The sequence below is a fragment of the Streptomyces sp. NBC_01429 genome (genome assembly GCF_036231945.1).
Lineage (GTDB): Bacteria > Actinomycetota > Actinomycetes > Streptomycetales > Streptomycetaceae > Streptomyces.
The window spans coordinates 3,860,021-3,878,330 of record NZ_CP109599.1; the positions used below are offsets into that span (position 1 = coordinate 3,860,021).

14 protein-coding genes and 1 pseudogene are annotated in these 18,310 nt (G+C 72.0%); 5 read left to right on the top strand and 10 right to left on the bottom strand.

Annotation, left to right across the window (positions count from 1 at the left end; translation table 11 throughout):
* Window positions 1-55: 55 nt before the first annotated feature.
* Together sfnG and OG627_RS35515 are read right to left on the bottom strand one after the other, a co-directional pair.
* Window positions 56-1,228, bottom strand: coding sequence for a dimethylsulfone monooxygenase SfnG (sfnG, locus tag OG627_RS16695; protein WP_329065860.1), 1,173 nt, complete (start codon window positions 1,226-1,228; stop codon window positions 56-58).
* A 271-nt stretch (window positions 1,229-1,499) separates the two neighbouring features.
* Complete coding sequence (locus OG627_RS35515) at window positions 1,500-1,634, bottom strand: putative leader peptide (protein ID WP_443073490.1); 135 nt, start codon at window positions 1,632-1,634, stop codon at window positions 1,500-1,502.
* A 187-nt stretch (window positions 1,635-1,821) separates the two neighbouring features.
* Between OG627_RS35515 and OG627_RS16700 the strand changes: the two are divergent.
* Together OG627_RS16700 and OG627_RS16705 are read left to right on the top strand one after the other, a co-directional pair.
* Window positions 1,822-2,715 (top strand): annotated as a pseudogene (locus OG627_RS16700) (LysR family transcriptional regulator); the annotation flags it as partial.
* A gap of 122 nt (window positions 2,716-2,837) precedes the next feature.
* The gene (locus tag OG627_RS16705; protein ID WP_329065862.1) at window positions 2,838-3,374 is read left to right on the top strand and encodes a hypothetical protein; all 537 of its coding nucleotides are present in this window, start codon (window positions 2,838-2,840) and stop codon (window positions 3,372-3,374) included.
* On the opposite strand, the gene OG627_RS16710 is transcribed toward OG627_RS16705, so the two are convergent.
* The 8 genes from OG627_RS16710 to OG627_RS16745 form a co-directional block, all read right to left on the bottom strand.
* Window positions 3,361-5,499: a TerD family protein gene (locus OG627_RS16710; protein WP_329065864.1), complete on the bottom strand. Its 2,139-nt coding sequence runs from the start codon at window positions 5,497-5,499 to the stop codon at window positions 3,361-3,363. The genes OG627_RS16705 and OG627_RS16710 overlap by 14 nt on opposite strands.
* 133 nt (window positions 5,500-5,632) lie before the next feature.
* Entirely contained in the window at window positions 5,633-6,550 is a 918-nt protein-coding gene (locus OG627_RS16715; protein WP_329065866.1) for an SDR family oxidoreductase, read from the bottom strand.
* Between the two features lie 181 nt (window positions 6,551-6,731).
* A complete protein-coding gene (locus tag OG627_RS16720; RefSeq protein ID WP_329065868.1) occupies window positions 6,732-7,961 on the bottom strand; it encodes a beta-ketoacyl-[acyl-carrier-protein] synthase family protein in 1,230 nt (409 codons plus the stop codon).
* Window positions 7,958-8,203 carry an acyl carrier protein gene (locus tag OG627_RS16725; protein WP_329065869.1) on the bottom strand — a complete coding sequence of 82 codons (246 nt, stop codon included), beginning with the start codon at window positions 8,201-8,203 and terminating at the stop codon, window positions 7,958-7,960. The genes OG627_RS16720 and OG627_RS16725 overlap by 4 nt, the downstream gene beginning before the upstream one ends.
* A gap of 256 nt (window positions 8,204-8,459) precedes the next feature.
* Window positions 8,460-10,490, bottom strand: a complete 2,031-nt coding sequence (locus tag OG627_RS16730; protein WP_329065871.1) for an acyl-CoA dehydrogenase family protein — start codon at window positions 10,488-10,490, stop codon at window positions 8,460-8,462.
* A gap of 193 nt (window positions 10,491-10,683) precedes the next feature.
* The gene (locus tag OG627_RS16735) at window positions 10,684-12,000 is read right to left on the bottom strand and encodes a beta-ketoacyl-[acyl-carrier-protein] synthase family protein (RefSeq protein ID WP_329065873.1); all 1,317 of its coding nucleotides are present in this window, start codon (window positions 11,998-12,000) and stop codon (window positions 10,684-10,686) included.
* A 176-nt stretch (window positions 12,001-12,176) separates the two neighbouring features.
* Window positions 12,177-12,821, bottom strand: a complete 645-nt coding sequence (locus tag OG627_RS16740; protein WP_329065875.1) for a 3-oxoacyl-[acyl-carrier-protein] synthase III C-terminal domain-containing protein — start codon at window positions 12,819-12,821, stop codon at window positions 12,177-12,179.
* 65 nt (window positions 12,822-12,886) lie between these two features.
* On the bottom strand, window positions 12,887-15,163 hold the full coding sequence (locus tag OG627_RS16745) for a family 2 encapsulin nanocompartment cargo protein terpene cyclase (RefSeq protein ID WP_329065877.1): 2,277 nt from the start codon (window positions 15,161-15,163) through the stop codon (window positions 12,887-12,889).
* A 169-nt stretch (window positions 15,164-15,332) separates the two neighbouring features.
* Here OG627_RS16745 and OG627_RS16750 point away from each other — a divergent pair, with 169 nt between their 5' ends.
* The 3 genes from OG627_RS16750 to OG627_RS16760 all read left to right on the top strand — a co-directional run bounded on the left by OG627_RS16750 (window position 15,333) and on the right by OG627_RS16760 (window position 18,195).
* Window positions 15,333-15,926 (top strand): HhH-GPD-type base excision DNA repair protein, encoded by a 594-nt coding sequence (locus tag OG627_RS16750; RefSeq protein WP_329065879.1) that lies wholly within the window; start codon window positions 15,333-15,335, stop codon window positions 15,924-15,926.
* Between the two features lie 162 nt (window positions 15,927-16,088).
* Entirely contained in the window at window positions 16,089-17,633 is a 1,545-nt protein-coding gene (locus OG627_RS16755) for a M28 family metallopeptidase (protein ID WP_329065881.1), read from the top strand.
* A 259-nt stretch (window positions 17,634-17,892) separates the two neighbouring features.
* Window positions 17,893-18,195 (top strand): type II toxin-antitoxin system VapB family antitoxin, encoded by a 303-nt coding sequence (locus tag OG627_RS16760; protein WP_023540426.1) that lies wholly within the window; start codon window positions 17,893-17,895, stop codon window positions 18,193-18,195.
* The last annotated feature ends 115 nt before the right edge of the window (window positions 18,196-18,310 follow it).

The window sequence follows — 18,310 nt, forward strand, 5'->3', positions numbered from 1 at the left end:
CGGGTGACGGGTGACGTATGACGTATGACGTACGGCGGGAACGTTGGGTACGGCGTCAGGCGCTCAAAGCCACCGGCCCGGCCTCCGGTTCGCTCTCCGGGCCGTACTCCGGTTCGCTCTCCGGCAGCTCAGCCTCCAGCTCGCGCACCAGCGGCAGCACCCGCTTGCCGAAGTACTCGACCTCCTCCAGGTAGTGCAGGAAGCCGAGCAGCAGCAGATCCACCCCGCGCCGCTTGTACGCGACGATGCGCTCGGCGATCTGTTCCGGCGTACCGATCAGGCCGGTCCTGAAGCCGTCGTTGTACTGGACGAGGTCCTCGAACGACGAGTCCTGCCACATCCCCTTGCCGTCGGCCGCCGACCGCCCCGCCTGCTTCACCGCAGCGCCGAAGCCGTGCACCGCCTCGGTGTCCGCCTTCGCGACGATCTCCCGCAGCACCTCGCGCGCCTCCGCCTCGGTGTCCCGGGCGATGAGGAAGCCGTTGAGCCCGAACTTCACCCGGCGGCCCGCCTCGGCCGCCGACGCCCGTACGTCCCGGATCTGCTCGGTGACCCCGTCGAAGTCCTTGCCGTTGGAGAAGTACCAGTCGGAGACCCGGCCGGCCATGGCGCGGGCGGCCGTCGAGTTGCCGCCCTGGAAGATCTCCGGGTGCGGACGCTCGGGGGTGTTGAGCGGCTTGGGCTTCAGCGAGAAGTCCCTGATCCGGTAGAAGTCCCCGGCCAGTTCGGCGTGGTCCTCGGTCCACACCGCGCGCAGCGCGCGGATGAACTCCTCCGAGCGCCGGTAGCGCTCGTCGTGCTCCAGCCAGGGTTCCCCGAGCGCGGTGAACTCGTCCTTGAACCAGCCGCTGACCACGTTCACCGCGAACCGCCCGTGGGACAGCTGGTCGGCGGTGGCGCCCAGCTTGGCGAGCACGCCCGGGTGCCAGAGCCCGGGGTGGACGGCGGCGATGACCTTGAGCCGCTCGGTGGCGAGCAGCAGGGCGAGGCTGAAGCTGGTCGACTCGTGCTGGTACTCGGCGCCGTAACTGGCCATGTAGCGCACCTGGCTCAGGGCGTAGTCGAAGCCGTTGTTCTCGGCGAGCACGGCCAGCTCGCGGTTGTAGTCGTATCCCCAGTCGGTGCGCTGTTCGATCTTGCTGGTGACAAGACCGCCACTGACATTGGGCACCCAATAGGCGAAGCGAAGTGGTTCGGCGGCTGCGGCGGCAGCGGGCGGAAGGGACATCGGGAACTCCCGGCGTACGAAAGCGGGCAGGGGAAACGGACCCGGCGGTCCGGGGCACGGCAAAGACCGCGGAAGACCACGGAAGGCCGCGAAAGACCGCGGAAGACCACGGGCGGCAATCGGGAAACGTGAACAATTCGTTAAATCGGCGGCGCGCACCGGTCGCGGAGCGGGAGATCCATTACGGCAGTCCCCGGACGCGAAAGGAGGCGGGAAAGATCCCCGCGAACGGCCCGGACGGAGAAGGCCGGTGCGACAGCGTGCGCGCTGCTCAGCCCGTACGCCGACACAGGGCGCTGGAGACACGGACAAGGTCGACGTGACGCCGCCGGGTGAGTTCCCGAAGATCGTTCATCGGATCCCGCATCGCCGCGCCACCACCTTTCCGGCTATTCGACAGCTCCATGAACCATGAGCGTACCCCCGGGCACACTCACGGTCGATTCGGTATATACGACCCGGTGATAGGGTTTCCCTTTCACCCGGAAACCAGGTACGGCCCGAGGGCGAACCCGAAGAGCGGGACCGAGACCCTAAGCCCAAAGCCCAAAGGGCGAGGCCGAAAAGGGCGAGGCGGAAAGGCGATCACGCGCATGCGAATAGAGCAGCTCGAATACATCGCGGCCGTGACCAGGCTCGGGTCCCTGCGCCGCGCCGCCGAGGCGCTTCATGTGTCCCAGCCCGCGCTGAGCGAGACCGTCCGCAATCTGGAGCGCGAGCTCGGCGTGGACATCCTGGACCGGCGCCGCTCCGGGGCCAGGATCAGCGCCGCCGGGCGCGAACTGCTGCCGCACATCATCGGCGTACTCGACGCCGTCGACACCCTGCGCAAGGCGGCCGACGACCAGCACCGCACCACCCGCATGATCCGGCTGGGGACGGTCAACGCGGCGACGGTGCCCCTGCTCGTACCGACCATCCAGGCGTTCCGCTCCGCCCACCCGGAGACCCAGGTCGAGGTGACCGGCGCCCAACAGGCCGACATCCACCGGTCGTTGCTGGAGGGCGGGCTCGATCTGGGGCTGGTCAACTATCTCCAGGGCGACGACAAGCCGCCCGGCTTCCACACCACCGAACTCCTGCGGGGCCGCCCGGTGGTGTGCGTACGCTCCGACAGCCGCCTCGCGGCGCTGCGTACGGTCACGGTCGCCGACCTGCTGGGCGAGCCGCTCATCGTGATGCGCTCCGGATACGTCATGCACCGCTATGTGCACCGCCTCCTGGAGGGCCGCAGCCCGACCTTCTCGTACTCCACGGACGGCGCGGAGATGGGCAAGCTGATGGTCGCGGAGGGGCTGGGCGCCACGGTCCTGCCCGACTTCAGCGTCAGCGGCGACCCCCTGGAGCGCTCCGGCATGATCACCAGCCGGCCGCTGGCGGGCGACACCCCGGCCGTCCTGATGGTGATCCAGCACCCGCTCTCCACCACGATGACCCAGGCCGCCCGGGACCTCCACGCGATGTTCGTCCGCAGCGCGGAGACCTACGTACGCGAGGCTGCCGCGCGCGCGGCGGCGCAGTCGGCCGACCGGCTCTGCGAGTCAGCCGCCCGGCCCACCGACCGGCCCACCGATCTGCCCGCCAACCGGCCCACCAACCCGCCCACCGAGTGTCCACCAACCACGGCTCCGTACGGGTCCCGGCCGACCCCAAGCGCATCGTCGTCCTCAACTTCCCCGGGGCCTGCGCGCTGCTCGACCTCGGCCTGACCTATGTCGGCGGGCCCGGTTACATGCCCGACTCCGCCGCCTACACCAAGGCCAGGGCGGCAGCCCCGACAGCGGTCGACGGCGCCGACACGAACTGGCAGCTCTACGGGGCGTCCTCGTCCCACGGCAAGGTGCTCATCGACGCCGGGGCCCGCCTCCACGCCGGGGCCCGCCTCCACGCCGGGGCCCGGCAGTCCAAGGGCTTCGTCGACTACTCGTACGAGCGGATGACGGACGTGCTGGACGGCGCCGACGTCCTGGTCGCGTCCACCCAGGCCATGCCCTCGCTCCGGGCCCAGCGGATCTTCGGGCGGCTCCCGGCGGTGAAGCCGGACCGGATCTTCAGCTCCGCCCTGTTCTTCCCGGCCGGCTACGGCATCGCGCTCGCGCTGCTCGACGACGTGGAGAGGATGTGCCGCAAGCTCACGGCGAGCTGACGGCCCGTCCCGGCGCCGACCGGCCCAGCGGCACGACGACCGCCGCGTAGAAGCGGTCCACCACATCGTCCACGCTGCGGATGAAGCCCGTCTCCGCGTTCCCCCGGGTGCTGCCCATGCCCTTGAAGAGGGACAGCCGGAAGCCGCTGATCTCGCCGTCGCCCCTGGGCAGCAGATCCGCGGGCTCCGGGCGCAGCCGCTCCAGAGTGCCGCGCGGCCCGTCGCCCTCCCCCACCAGCAGGGTCTGGACGTGCAGATCGGCCGGGGCGTCGGCGAGCTGCCTGATCAGCCGCTTCGCCCAGGACAAGGGATAGCCCTGCTCGGGCGCCGGGATCTCCACCGACGTACGGAGCTTGCCGGTCCGCAGGTCGGCGCTGATCGCCAGAATGCCCTGCGTGCCCGGCGTGCCCTCGATGCGCAGCTCGGCGTCGAGCCGCCCCTCGCGGCAGAGCACGTCGGCCTGCGCCTCGCGGCGGGCCCGGGAGTCGGCGCTGCGTCTGACCCGCTGCACGGGCAGCACCTTCTGCCCCAGCTCACCGCCCAGCCGCAGACACACCTGCCGGACGAGGCGCTCCCAGCTCTCCACGACCTCGACGGCGCGGGCGTCCCCCTGGCAGAGGGTCTCCTCGTCGATGCCCTTGCGGACGGGAACCCAGGCGGGGCCCATGTTCTGGAAGCCGTGGCAGCCGGAGTTCTCGTGCTGGAGGTAGTGCAGCAGCTCCTGGAGCAGCCACGCGTGCGCCGCGTTCCCGACGCCCTCGTGGCGGATGAGCAACTGCGCCTGGTGCGCCACCTCGGCCCAGGACAGATGCCGCAGGACCACCTTGTGCTTGCGCCGTCCGTCCACCTTGACGTCGACCAGCGGAGTGCCTTCGAGGGCGACGTCGTTGCCCAGGGTGATGACCGCTTCGTAACCGCGCCTGGCCGCTATGTCCATGTAGTCCTGGACCTGCTGCTCCTTGAACGCGTTGCCGTTCGTCTTCGTCTCCACGAGAGCGGTCCACAGCTTGCCCGCCCGCTCCACCCGGATCACGCCGTCCGGGCGCTTGCGCACCTCGCCGTGCGGCAGCGAGACCTCGGTGAACGTCTCCATCCGGCCGGCCGGCGCCCCGAATCCGGCCATGAGCCGCCGCCCGAACTCGGGGACCTGCGCCATCACCGACAGCAGGACGGAGGTAGCCCGCGTCTCGCGCTCGCGGTCGCTCTTGAGCGAGGGCACCGGGAAGAGCCTGGCCTGCCGCCAGGTGTCGTTGTCGGCGAGGGACTTCTTGGCGACCTTGGGCAGGGTCACCTTCTTCCTGACGGTACGGGGGCGACGCACCGTCGGCGGGGCCTGCTCCGGCGCGGCGCCCGCCTTCGCGACCGGCTCCCGCGTGGCCTGCGCGGGAATGGTCGCGGCCACCGCCGCCGCGACGGGGGCGGAGTCAGGGGCGGAGGGCCCGGTTCCCGGCTCCGGGCCCGTTCCCGTTCCCGGACCCGTCGCCGTCCCCGCCGTCCCCGCCGTCCCCGCAGTCCCCGCCGACTCTGCCGTCCCCGCCGCCGCCGACTCTGCCGCCGCCTCCTCGTCCTCTTCCTCCGCCGCGTCGTCCACATTGATGCCGAAGTCCGTGGCCAGTCCGGCGAGTCCGGTCTCGTACCCCTGTCCGATCGCCCGGAACTTCCACTCGTTGTTCCGCCGGTAGAACTCGCCGAAGACGAAGGCGCTCTCGGCCCCCGCGTCATCGATGGAGAACCCGAGCAGGTCCTCGCCCACGCCGTCGCAGACGGTCAGCCGCAGGCCGTTGAGATCGCCGAACCGCTCGCCCTCGTCACGGCTGGCCGCGACGATGATCTGCGCCACGTCCGGGGCCACCGCCGCCAGATCCAGGCTGATCCGGTCCTCGCTGCCGCTGTCCGTCGGCGTCTTGCCCAGGAGCTGCACACTGCCGTCGTCGGCGGTCGGGTTGTTGTAGAAGAAGAAGTCGGCGTCGCCGCGCACCTTCCCGTTCTCGTCGAGGAGCAGTACGGAGACATCGGCGTCCCCGTCGCCCGTCTCGCTGCTCCAGCCCAGCCCCACGCGCACCGAAGCGGCGTTCTCGCTCAGGGCCGTGAGCCCGACATTGGCACCCTTGGTCATCTCGCGCATGCTGAATACCCCCCAAGCACGCGGGCCGCGCGTCCCCACGGGCGGCCCGCACCAACACATCTGGTGACACACCGCACACAAGCGGTGTCAGAAGTGAACCCTAGAGGAACGAACCCCGGCGCGCCCCCCTCCGTCAGCTCCCGGAGCGAACGGGCGGCTGGTGGGCGGCGCGGGCCGCGACGTCGGCGGCTCCGCCCGCGCCCATCAGTGAGGCGGCGGGGGCGGCGGAGGGCAGCAGGGCGAGTGCCTCCAGCGCGGGCATGAGGTTCGGGCCGCCGTGGGCCGCCGCCGCCGGGAGTGCGCCGCGTACGAACTGGGCCGCCCGCACCCAGCGTTGGGCGTAGACGTGCCGGGCGCGGCGCTCGATGCCGTCCGCGATCCGGTCGACCGCCGGGGCCAGCGGATACGTACGGGCAGCCGGCCAGGGCATCCGGGAGCGCAGTTCGCGCAGCACGGGCTCGCGCTCCGCACCGCGCACCATGTCCGTGTCGGTCCAGCTCAGATAGCCGACGCCGACCCGTACGCCGTGGTGCGCGACCTCCGCCTGGAGGGCGTGCGCGAACGCCTCGACGCCTGCCTTCGAGGCGCAGTACGCCGTCATCATCGGGGTCGGCGCGAGCGCCGCCAGGGAGGCGATCTGGAGGTAGTAGCCACGGGAGTTGAGCAGGGCGGGCAGAAAGGCGCGGGCGGTGTTGGCGCCGCCGACGAGGTTGACCTCGATGACCCGCCGCCACGCGGCCGGGTCCGAGCCGAGGAAGGGCCCGCCCGCCGCGACGCCCGCGTTGGCGACGACGACGTCGACCCGGCCGAAGCGCCGTGCGATGGACCGCGCCGTGAAGGACATCGCGCACGCGTCCGTGACATCCGCGTACCAGTAGTCCGCTTCACTGGCCAACGAGCGTGCCACAGCGGCGAGTTCGGTCCGCTCCAGACCGACGAGCGCCAGTCGGGCGCCGCGTGCGGAGAGCGTGCGGGCCAGCTGTTCGCCGACACCCCGGGCGGCGCCGGTGATGACGACGGTACGTCCTCGGAGTGAGAGACGCCTGTACATGGGTGGATCTCCAAGAGGGAAAGCGTGCGGGGTCGAGGGAATGAGGGGGAATGAGAGGGGAGGGGGGTGGAGGGGGGTGATACGCCGGTGGAGGTCGAAGGGGCCGTCCCCCCGCACGAGTTGTGGTCGTGAGCAGGGGACGGCGATGCGTCCGTGAGCGCCTGCCGGGTGGGCATGGGCGTCAGGCACGCTCCAGGGCGAGGACCGCGTTGTGCCCGCCGAAGCCGAACGAGTGGGTGACCGCGCGGTCGGTGCGCATGCGCAGCGGCTGCTTGGTCACGCAGTCGATGTCGAACTCGACGGCAGGCGCGTCCAGATTGGCGATCGGCGGTACGACTCCGTGCTGAAGGGTGAGCACGGTCAGCCCCGCCTCGATCGCTCCGGCCGCCCCCATGCAGTGCCCCAGCACGCCCTTGGGCGCCGTGACCGAGGGACGCTGCGGAAAGACCCGGCTGATCAGCGCGGCCTCGGTCGCGTCGTTGAGCTGGGTGGAGGTGCCGTGCGCGTTGACGTGTTCGACGTCGTACGGGCTCCAGCCCGCGTCCCGCAGGGCCGCCTCCACCGCGCGCTGGGCCACGGCGCCCGAGGGGTGCGGGCTCGTGGGGTGGTACGCGTCGGTGGTGGCGCCGGCGCCCGCGAGCAGCGCCCGGGGCGCGGCTCCGCGCGCCCGCGCGTCGCTCTCCCGCTCCAGCACCATGATCGCGGCGCCCTCGCCGACGACCAGGCCCGAGCGGTCCCCCGCGAACGGCCGGGAGAGCAGCGAGGGATCGTCCCCGGGCCCCGCCTGTGCCGCCGCGCCCGAGCGGGCGAACCCGGCCATCGCGACCGGGTAGACGACCGACTCCGTCGCCCCCGCCACCGCGATGTCGCACTGGCCGGTGGCGAGCAGGTCGCGCGCCGCGTGCAGCGCGGTGACTCCGGAGGAACAGGCCGTGCACGGCGCCATGCTGGGGCCGGTGGCCCGCATGCTGATGGCGATCTCGGCGGCCGGCATGTTGGGGATCGTCAGCAGGATCGCCGAGGGCGAGGTCGCCTCGTGGCCGCGCCGGTCGAGCACCACGGCCTGCTCCGTCAGGCCCGCCGTACCCCCGCTGCTGGTCCCGACCACGACGGCGACCCGGGTGCCGTCCCAGGTCCTGGGGTCGAGCCCGGCGTCGGCGACCGCCTCGCGCGCGGCGAGGAGCGCGAGCTTCACGTACCGGCCCATCCGGAAGGACGTACGCCCGCCGATCGCCGCGTCGAGATCGATACCGTCGACCATGCAGGCGAAGTCGACCGCACAGCCGTGCAGTTCGGGGACGGTACGGGCGCGCGAGACCCCCGCGCACACGCCGTCCCAGGTGGAGGCTGTGTCATGGCCGGCCGGGGTGATCATGCCGAGGCCGGTGATGGCGACAGTGGGTCCGCTCATCGGCCGACTCCCACGGTCGCCTCGTCGAGGTACGCGGTGAGCGCGGCCAGCGAGGCGCCCTTGAGCAGGGTGTCGGAGTCGGCGCGGACGTCCAGCGTCTCCTTGATGATGACCGCGAGTTCCGCGACGGCGAGGGAGTCCATCTCCAGGGTGTCCATCGTCGCCTCGGGGACGATCTCGGCCGCCGGCACCTTGAAGGTCTCGGTGAGGACTTCGGTGATCTTCGGGTGAATCCGGTTCATGGCATGTTCCTTTCCCAGGGGGGTGGTTGGCCGCGCGTCCGAACGCCGGACACGCGCCGAAGCGCGCCCCGGTGGGACGCGCGGGTCGTACATGGTCGGGTGAGTGGGCGGTGGCCGGTCGGACGCGGGGTGTACGGGGTTGGTGCGCCCGGGACGGTCCCGGTGGGGGGCGCGTGCCGTGGCGTGCGCCGTAGCCCGCGCCGCGACCGGAGCCGTGACCGGCGGAGCGGACCCGCCGAGGCCCCGCGTCCGCCCGTCAGCCGGAGCCCGGCGCGCCGTCCCCGGCCCCGCCATGCCACGCGCCGTTCGGGTCGTCGTACGTCCCGGCGTACCCGGGCCCGGCGATCGGCCGGTCCGCGAGCACCTCCTCGGGCAGCGCGAACGCGCCGACCAGGGTGGGGGCATGGGCGGCGAGGCGCCCGATCAGCGCCTCGACCGTCTCGGCCAGTTCGCCGACGTGTCTCGCCGCCAGCCGCCCGGACGCCAGCAGTTCACCGCTGTTGCGGTCGATCCACCGGAGTGCGAAGAGGCTGCGCAGGGCCTGGAGCAGATCGGCGGCGGACGCGGCGGACACGACGGACGCGGTGGACCCGGCGGAGAGCGCGCCGAGGACGGCCTCGTCGGCCTCTTCGGCGACGAGGCCGTCCACCGCCACGGCGTACTCCCGCGCCGCCCGCCGGTACGCGTGCGCCTCCACGGCGCGCAGCGCGGCGCCCGACGCGGCGTTCCAGCGGGCGAGGGCGTCGCCCCGGGGGGCGTGGCTCATCCGGTGGCGGGCGCGGGTGAGCCACAGTCGTTCGACGTCCGCGATCAGTTCGTCGAGGAAGGCCGGGTCGGACAGCTCGCGCTCCTCGGGAGCAACCTCCGCAGCGGCCCCCGGGGCAGCCCCCGAAGCGGCCGCCGAAGCAGGTGCGGGCGCCGGGTCGGGCGCGAAGATCAGCTCCGCCGCCGCCTTGGCGTGGATCGCGACGTTGTCGCCCTCCGCCGTGATCACGCCCTCGATGCCCGCCAGCAGTTCGGCCATGCCGTTGTTCTCCAGCAGCCCCTGCGCCCCGCACCGCTCCCGGCACTCCACGATCACCTCGCGCGCCCGCCAGGTGATCCAGCCCTTGGCGACGGCGACGAGCCGTTCGGCCTCATCGGTGTTCGCGTCCGTGCGCGACTGCCAGGCGTCGAGCGCCGTGCGGTGCAGCAGGCTCATCGCGAAGACCGTGGCCAGCGCCGCGACCAGCGGGCCGTGGTGGCTGCGGTGGGCGAAGACCGGCACCTGACCGGTGCCCCGGGGGCCGGAGATCAGCCGGTGGCCGCCGTACCGTACGGCGAGCGCCAGCGCGAACCGCGCCGAGCCGACGGCGCTCGCGCTCATCGAGAGCTTGCCCGGGGTGACCCGGCCGATGGAGAGCAGCAGGCGCCGCCGGCGGTTGGCGTTCTCGCTGCGGAAGACACCGTCCGCGCCGAGCCGGCCCTGCGCGCCCGCCAGCAGCGCGTCCCGGCCGACGAAGACACCGTCGAACGAGGTCAGGCAGTGGTCCACCGAGCTGCCGAACCGCTCGGGCAGCCGGCGCACCCGCACTCCGGGCAGCGGGCGTACGGCGTCGGTCAGCGGGGTCAGGAAGAGGAAGACGCCGTGGTCCTCGCCGTCCACCAGCAGCCGGGCCGCGACGACCCCGCTCTTGGGGCCGCCCACCGGGCTGGTGTTGGGCATGAACTTCTGCGCCCCGGCGTGCGGCGTGCGCAGGACGAAGCCGTCCCGGTCGCGGTCGTAGGCCGCGGTCGTCTCCACGGCGACGGCGTCGTTGCCGTGGGCCACCTCCGTGCAGAGGAACGTCCCCACGCGGCGCGCCGCCAGAAAGTCCGACAGGTCCCGCCCGCCGCCCGGAGCAGCGACAGCGTCGGGACCGGTGCCGGGGCCGGTGGAGTCGTGGTCGATCAGGCTGCCGAGAAACAGGTTGTAGTGAATCCCGGCGACCGTGACGAAGCTGGGGTCGATCGGGCCGAGCCACTCGTGCAGCGCCGCCAGCGCGCGCGGGTCGGCGGCCAGGGCCGCCGGGTCCGCGAGCGAGTCGTTGACGGTGCGCAACCGCTCATACGCCCACGCGAGCCGCTCCCCGGCCGTGCCGCCCTGCCTGTGCCGGAACGGCCCCGACGCGGCGATCGCGCGCCATGGCCCGTGCTCACGGGTGAAGTCCGTACCGAACAGCACGCGCGTCAGCCGATCCGTGGCCGGATCCGCCGACGCGGCCCCCTCCGTCGGAACGGCAGGGGACACGGCAACGCTGTTGATCATTACGGTCACGGAAGTAGAACGATCAAGCGATCACGAAGAAACGACTCTGTGGCCCGTCGGGACCGTAAAACATCCATTCGACGGGCGCACAGTGACGCCACTCGCGCGCCTCCCTGAACGCGCCCCCAACGCGCCGCCCATTCGGGGGACTTGGTCAGGCCACCGCCTCGCCCTCCGTCACGCCGTCACGCCGTCACGCCTTCCTGAACGCCAGCGCGACATTGTGTCCGCCGAATCCGAACGAGTGACTGACCGCCGTCTCCACCCACTGCCGCCGCGGCTCCTTCGTCACGCAGTCCAGGTCGAACTCGACCGCGGGCGCGTCCAGGTTGGCGATCGGCGGAATGATGCCGTGCTCCAGGGTCAGCACCGTCGCCACCGCCTCGATCGCCCCGGCCGCAGCGAGCGTGTGCCCCAGCACCCCCTTCACCGCCGTGACCGGCGGGCGGTGCGGGAAGAGCCGCTCGATCAGCCGGGCCTCCATGGCGTCGTTGAGCGGCGTGGAGGTGCCGTGCGCGTTGACGTGCTCGACGTCGTACGGGCTCCAGCCCGCCTGCCGCAACGCCGTCTCCACCGCCGCCTGCGCCACCCGCCCCTGCGGCTCGGGCGCCGTCGGGTGGTGCGCGTCCGTGCTGGCGCCCGCGCCGCTCAGCAGCGCGCGCGGCGACCGGCCCCTGGCCCGCGCGTCCGTCTCCCGCTCCAGCACGACCATGGCCGCGCCCTCGCCGAGGACGAACCCGTCCCGGTCCGCCGCGAACGGCCGTGACGCCTCCGCGGGGGCGCCCGTGCGGGTCGACAGCGCGCCCATCCGCGCGAACGCCGTCACCACCAGGGGCGTCAGTACGGACTCGGCGCCGCCCGCCACCACCACGTCGCACTCCCCGCTGAGCAGCAGATCACGCGCCAGGGAGATCGCGGTGGCCCCCGAGGCGCAGGCCGTCGCCGGGGAGAGGCTGGGGCCCTGGGCCCGCAGCGCGATCGCGACCTCACCGGCCGCCGCGTTCGGCATCATCATCGGCACCAGCAGCGGCGAGACCGCCTCCGGCCCCCGGTCCCGCAGCCGCAGCACGTTGTCCGCGAGTACGGAGACCCCGCCGACCCCCACCCCGAGCACCACGCCCACCCGGCCCGCCTGCCAGGTCGCCGGGTCGAGCCCGGCGTCCGCCACCGCCTGCCGCGCCGCGATCAGCGCCAGCTTCACGAAGCGCGCCATCCGCCACACCGAGCGCCCGCCCACGACGGCGTCGAGGTCGAGCCCCGGCCAGGGGGGCGCGCCGTCGCCCGCGCCCCCGGCCGGGCCCCGATCCGTATCCCCGGTGCCGCCCCGGTCCGTACCCGGCGCGGGCGCACCCGCGGGCACAGGCGCCGGACCGTCGACCGCGCAGGCGAAGTCGACCGGCATACCGGCCAGTTCCGGCTGCCGCCTGGCCGCCGAGCGCCCGGCGCACAGCCCCGCCCAGAACGCCCGCTCGTCGGCGCCGGCGGGCGTGACCACCCCGAGCCCGGTCACCGCGACCTCCGCCGCGCCACCGCTCCACCCGCGTCGGCCGTGTCCCCGTTCAACCGTCCGCTCAGCCGTCCGCGTCATGACGTCCCATCCCTTCCGTTCCCTTCCGTCGAGTCCACCCGGGCCCGCGGCCCGCCCGCACGTCCGCCGCCCGCACGTCCGCCGCACGTCCGTCCGCCTCACGTCCGCGGCCGGCGCGGCGCCGCCGTACCCCAGGTCAGGCCGCCGCCGAAGGCGGTCAGCAGCATCCGGTCACCCGCGCGGAACCGCTCGCGCGCCGTCCCGTCCGCCAGGGCCGGCGGGAGGGAGGCCGCGCCCGTGTTGCCCACCCGGTCGAGAGGGACGACGCAGCGCTCCTCGGCGATCCCCGGCCGCTCGGCGACGGAGCGCGGGATCCGGCCGTTGGCCTGGTGCGGTACGAAGTGGTCGACCTGGTCGGCGTTCCAGCCGACCGTGCGCGGCAGGGAGCGGCATGAACCGGTCATTCGCTCAACCGCGTGCTGATAAACAGTCTGGCCGCGCATCCGGACGTACTGGTCCCCCTCGGCCGCCGGACCGGGCAGCGACCGCGCCCGCGACCCGCCGCCCTCCACGGTCACCTGGCCGTAGCCCGTACCGTCGCTGCCCAGGTCGAAGGCGGGCAGCCCGCCCGGGTCCCCGGGGCCGCCCGCGCCGATGAGCGCGGCTCCGGCGCCGTCGCCGGACACCACGCCGGTCGAGCGGTCCCCCGGCACCCGTCCCGCGACGGCCGTCAGGACAGCCGACCGGGCGGGCGGGGACGGCACCGCCCCCACCCGCCCGTACAGCGCGTCTCCGCTCGCCAACCCACGGCCCCCGTCCGGTGAACATCACATCGACCGGATGCCAAACGCCGGGAACGGTCGCCGGGTTACGACGCCATATGAGGCACCGGCCCCGCCGAAAGCCGGGTCGGCTCCCACCCGGGCAGCTGGATCCGCGTCGCCGACACGCCGAGGCCGCTGGGGACGGGCGGCAGCCAGCGGGTGATGCCCGCCCGGTCCTCCAACAGCTCGGGCTCCTTGTAACGCTTGCAGCCGTGGTGCCAGTTGAGGATGCCGGAGAGCCAGTTCTCCAGCTCCTTCACATAGCCGTCCAGCACCGCGCGCGCGTCCTGGTCGAGGTCGAAGTCGTCGTACAGCACCGGAAGTTCGTTGGCAGCGACATGCTGGAACTGGCGCATGCGCGACTTCATCAGATCGTCGATGATCCGCAGGGCCGTCGGATAGTCGCAGTTGAAGAAGTTCTGCACGACGAGCAGCCCGTTGTGCACCTCGCCCTCGAACTCGATCTCCTTCTGGTACGAGAAGACGTCGTTCAGCAGACAGGCGTAGTCCTGCGCCGCGTTCTCCAGGGAGCGCATCGGACCCGTCCGGTAGATCTCGGGCGGCACCTGCCTGCCGTGGCTCAGCCGGGACAGACTCATCGTCATGTCGGAGCCGAAGGTCTGGCGGCGCATCTCGATGTAGTCGACGGGATCGGGGATACGATTCTGCGCCTGGTTGGCCAGTTCCCACAGCCAGCTGGCGGTCATGTCCTCGACGGCCTTGCGGAACGTACGCCGCCCTTCCGGCTCCATCGGACCCGCCGTACGCGCCCACAGGTCGGCCAGCCCGCGCTCAAGACCGGTGGCCGGCGGCGGGGTCGCGGTGACGTCGTCCAGCGGCATGAACAGCGACAGCCGCTCGTTGCACGCCTTGGCGCCCGCCAGGTCGCGCGCGTTTCCGTACACGACCGGGAAGTAGTCGTCCCCGTACGTCCCCCAGGCGAGCCAGTCGGAGGTCAGATCGAGCCCCTCCGCCGTGGCGTCCGGATGGATACCGGCGGAGCAGAGCGGCAGATCGATCCGGCGCAGCCGCTCCTCGTCCCAGACGTCGGAGCCGGGCATGCCCGGCTGCGCCTCCAGGATGCCCATGCGGTGGGCCCACTCGGCGACATGGTCCCGTGAGTGCTCCAGATGCGGGCTGAGGCTCAGCGCGAACGGCATCTCGAAGTCGGGCAGCCGCGAGGGCCCGACCCGCTGGAACGGGATGTGGCTGTGGCTGCGGGCCCGCGCCGGCGCGCCCACGCCGATGGAGCGCACCAGGTCGGAGGCCGACGTGCCGAGCCCGACGGGCGTCATGGAGAACAGCGCACCGCCCCCGCCCGTCCCGTCCCCGGCGCCGTTCATGTAGCGGCTGGAACGCATGTGCCACTCATGGCCGCCGGACTGCCAGTCCTGGAGCCCCTTCACATAGGCGAGGGTGTCGGCGGCGCCCTGGGGGTCGACGCCCTTCTCCGCGAAGAGGGGGCCCAGCTCCGTCAGCGCGGTGTTCTCGAACTGGTGGATACGGGAGGTGATCAGGTCGTTGACGGCGTCGGCCGCCTCCTGGGTCGTGCAGCCGAGGAAGGTCTCCAGGACGAGCACGCCATTGCTCAGCTCGCCCTCCTCCTCGATCTCCCGCTGGTACGAGAACAGGTCGTTGCGGAGGTGGACGCCGTCCGAGAACGTGTCCTTCAGCACCCGCAGCGGCCTGGAGTCGGCGAGGGCCGCCGGGATCTCGGCGCCCGTCGCGTACTCGATGAGCCCGGCCGACCAGGGCGCGCCGCCGACCTTGCGGCGCATCTCGATGTACTCGACGGGGTTGGACACCCGCTCCGCGTTGATGTTGGCCAGTTCCCAGTCGGACTCGTTGAGCAGATTCTCGGTCGACTCGGCGAACCGCCGGCGCCACCCCAGCGACATGCTCGGGACCGTACGCGCCCAGAGGTCGGCGAGTCCGGCCTCGACCGGGTTGGTCGGCTCGGGGAATCCGGCGGACAGATCCATCGGCATGAAGGCGGCGAGCCGGTCGAGGTACGCCTTGCCGCCCTCGCGGTCCTGGGGCCGCTTGTAGACCTCAAGGAAGTGGTCGTCGAAGAAGAAGACCCACACGTACCAGTCGGTGACCAGCGACAACGCCGGTCCGTCGCAGTCGGGGTGGGTGTAGGCGCAGAGCAGGGCGTAGTCGTGGGAGTCGAGGTCGGACTCCTCCCAGACGCCCGATCCCTCCAGCATTCCCATGTCCCTGGCCCACTGCTTGGAATGCTCCCTGGCCTCCTCCAGGTGGGGATTGAGCCGAGCCGGATAGGCCAGGTAGAAATCCGGCAGTTCGAAGGGTTGCGTCACGGGCGAGCGGCCTTTCCCGAAGGTCCCGGGGTTCGTTCCGGAAGTTGTCCTTTGGGCCCCGGTCTACCCCTCGCCGGCATCCCCCATCCGGACCACATATAAGTCATATAAAAGGACAGAGCGCGCGTGGCTTCTCGCCCGGCGGCCGGGGCCGGGTGATCATCGTGCGATGAGCACCACCATCCATCTCGCACAACAGCCCGAGGCCGACGCCCTGCTCGGCCGCAGTCCACTGGCCGCGCTCGTCGGCATGCTGCTGGACCAGCAGGTCCCGATGGAATGGGCCTTCAGCGGCCCCTGGACGCTGGCCGTACGCATGGGACGCGACGATCTGGACGCCCACGAGATCGCCGGCCACGACCCCGACACCTTCACCGAACTGTTCACGCGCAAGCCCGCCGTACACCGCTATCCGGGCTCCATGGCCAAGCGCGTGCAGCAGCTCTGCCAGTACCTGGTCGAGCACTACGACGGCGACCCCACCGCGATCTGGCGTGATGTCGCCACCGGCACCGAGGTGCGCGACCGGCTGGGCGAGCTGCCCGGCTTCGGCCGGCAGAAGTCGCAGATCTTCCTGGCACTGCTCGGCAAGCGGTTCGGGGTACGCCCGGAGGGCTGGCGGAAGGCGGCGGGCCCGTACGGGGACGAGGGCTCGTACCGCTCGGCGGCGGACATCACGGGGCCCGAATCGCTCGCCAAGGTACGGGCGTTCAAGCAGGAGGCGAAGCGCGCGGCGAAGGCGGCGAAGCCGAGGAAGGACTGAGTACGCGACGGGGCGCACCCGTACCGGCCCGGCCCGTGACCGATGCGCGTCCTGATCCGCCGAAACGTTCCGTGAGCTGTGCCACATGTGTTCACAAGCAACGCCTCGGTAGCTAGTTTTCCTGGAACTTCGCTCACATTCGTTCGCATCGAGAGGACCCTTGTGACCGCAACGTCCCGCGGATTCGTGGCAGTCGCCGCCGCGACCGCGCTCGCCGCCCCCCTGCTGCTCTCCGCCTCCTCCCCGGCCTCCGCGCGCCCGCACGACCCGGCCAGGGACGCGGCGAGGCTCGCGAAGGAGCTGGTACGCGACTCGTCCGCGAAGAGCGCCCACCAGCACCTGAAGAAGTTCCAGGCCATCGCGGAGGCGAACGACGGCAACCGCGCCGCGGGCACGCCGGGCCACGATCAGAGCGCCTCGTACGTCTACGGCCTCCTCAAGAAGGCCGGTTACAAGGTCTCGTACGAGACCTTCGACATCACCTACATCGAGACGCTCGCTGAGAAGCTCGCGGTCACCTCGCCGACGCCGCGCGAGGTCGGGATCTCCGCGATGTCGTACACCGCGTCCACCCCGGAGGGCGGCATCACGGCCGATATCGCCACCGTCCCGGTCGACGCGACCACGGGATGCGAGGCGACCGACTACGCATCCGGCGACTACACGGGCCGGATCGCGCTCATCCAGCGCGGCGGCTGCACCTTCGCCGAGAAGCAGAAGGAGGCCGGCGCGGCGGGCGCGGTCGGCGCCCTCGTCTACAACAACGTCCCCGGCCCGCTCGGCGGCACCCTCGGCGACCCGGCCGCCGGCGTCGTACCGACCGGCGCCCTCAGCCAGGAGGACGGCCAGGCGCTCGCCGCCGAAGCCGCCGAGGGGCCGGTCACGGTCGACCTGGAGATCCGCCAGTTCCAGGAGCAGCGCCCGACACGCAACGTGGTGGCGGAGACGAAGGGCGGCAGGTCCGACCGTACGGTCATGCTCGGCGCCCACCTCGACTCGGTCACCGAGGGCCCCGGCATCAACGACAACGGCTCGGGCTCGGCCGGACTGCTCGAAGTCGCCCTCAAGCTGGCCAGGACGCACGAGAAGCCGGCGAACAAGGTGCGCTTCGCCTGGTGGTCGGCGGAGGAGCTGGGCCTGCTCGGCGCCGAGGACTACGTCAACGGGCTGACCGACAAGCAGCGCTCCGACATCGCGCTGTACTTGAACTTCGACATGATCGCCTCCCCCAACTACGCCCAGTTCGTCTACGACGGCGACGGTTCGGACAGCGAGGACGCGGAGCCGGGTCCGGCGGGCTCGGCCCAACTGGAGAAGGGCATCAGCGACTTCCTCGGCGGCAAGAGGATCCCGCACGAGGGCACCGCCTTCGACGGCCGCTCCGACTACGGCCCCTTCATCGAGATCGGCATCCCGGCGGGCGGCACCTTCACCGGGGCCGAGGGCGTCAAGACCGAGGAGCAGGCGAAGCGGTACGGCGGCGAGGCGGGGGTGGCGTACGACAAGTGCTACCACTCGGCCTGTGACGACCTGTCCAACATCAGCATGAAGGCGTTCGACATCAACATCGGCGTCATCGCGAACGCCGTGGGCACCTACGCACACGACCTCCGTCCGCTGAGTCTCCCGGCCGCCCGGCCGTCGGTGCGCTCGCTCGCGAAGACGGACGCCGCCACGCACGCCGAGGGCCACACGCCGGCGTCGTAGCGGCTGCGGTACTCCGACACCGGGGCCCCGACACCAGGGCCCCGGCACCGGCGCACCGGCACCCGCTCCTCCACCGCGATCGGCCGGTCACGGTGGAGGAGCGGGCGGGCTCGGCGGAGAAGCGGGCGGCCGAGGTGGCGAAGTCGTTTGATCCGTCCGCCCCTTTTCCTCCGGAATACACCCACTACCCGCCGGTACTCTCCCGCACTCTCCGGCTCCACTGCTGCGGCCGGAGCCGCTCGCCCGGTAGGCTTTCCGTGTGATCTTCAAGCGCATCGGTAACGGGCGGCCCTATCCCGACCACGGCCGGGAATCCACCCGACAGTGGGCGGATGTCGCGCCCCGCCCGGTCCGCCTCGATCAGTTGGTGACGACGAAGGGTCAGCTGGACCTGGAGACGCTGCTCGCCGAGGACTCCACGTTCTACGGCGACCTCTTCGCGCACGTCGTGAAGTGGCAGGGCGATCTCTATCTGGAGGACGGTCTGCACCGCGCGGTCCGCGCCGCGCTCCAGCAGCGTCAGGTGCTGCACGCGCGCGTGCTGGAACTGGACCTGGGCTGAGCCGCTCCCTGACGCCATAGGGGCAATCGTCGGCCCGGGCAACCGGACGACTCGAACGGCTACGCCTTTCGGGCCCAATACCGTCCAGGACCACCCAACCGGTTGATCATTTAGT

Excerpts from the sequence above, each read along its gene's own strand:
- sfnG (WP_329065860.1), bottom strand. The coding sequence starts at position 1,228 with ATGTCCCTTCCGCCCGCTGCCGCCGCAGCCGCCGAACCACTTCGCTTC.
- OG627_RS35515 (WP_443073490.1), bottom strand. The coding sequence starts at position 1,634 with ATGGAGCTGTCGAATAGCCGGAAAGGTGGTGGCGCGGCGATGCGGGAT.
- OG627_RS16710 (WP_329065864.1), bottom strand. The coding sequence starts at position 5,499 with ATGCGCGAGATGACCAAGGGTGCCAATGTCGGGCTCACGGCCCTGAGC.
- OG627_RS16715 (WP_329065866.1), bottom strand. The coding sequence starts at position 6,550 with ATGTACAGGCGTCTCTCACTCCGAGGACGTACCGTCGTCATCACCGGC.
- OG627_RS16720 (WP_329065868.1), bottom strand. The coding sequence starts at position 7,961 with ATGAGCGGACCCACTGTCGCCATCACCGGCCTCGGCATGATCACCCCG.
- OG627_RS16725 (WP_329065869.1), bottom strand. The coding sequence starts at position 8,203 with ATGAACCGGATTCACCCGAAGATCACCGAAGTCCTCACCGAGACCTTC.
- OG627_RS16730 (WP_329065871.1), bottom strand. The coding sequence starts at position 10,490 with ATGATCAACAGCGTTGCCGTGTCCCCTGCCGTTCCGACGGAGGGGGCC.
- OG627_RS16750 (WP_329065879.1), top strand. The coding sequence starts at position 15,333 with ATGAGCACCACCATCCATCTCGCACAACAGCCCGAGGCCGACGCCCTG.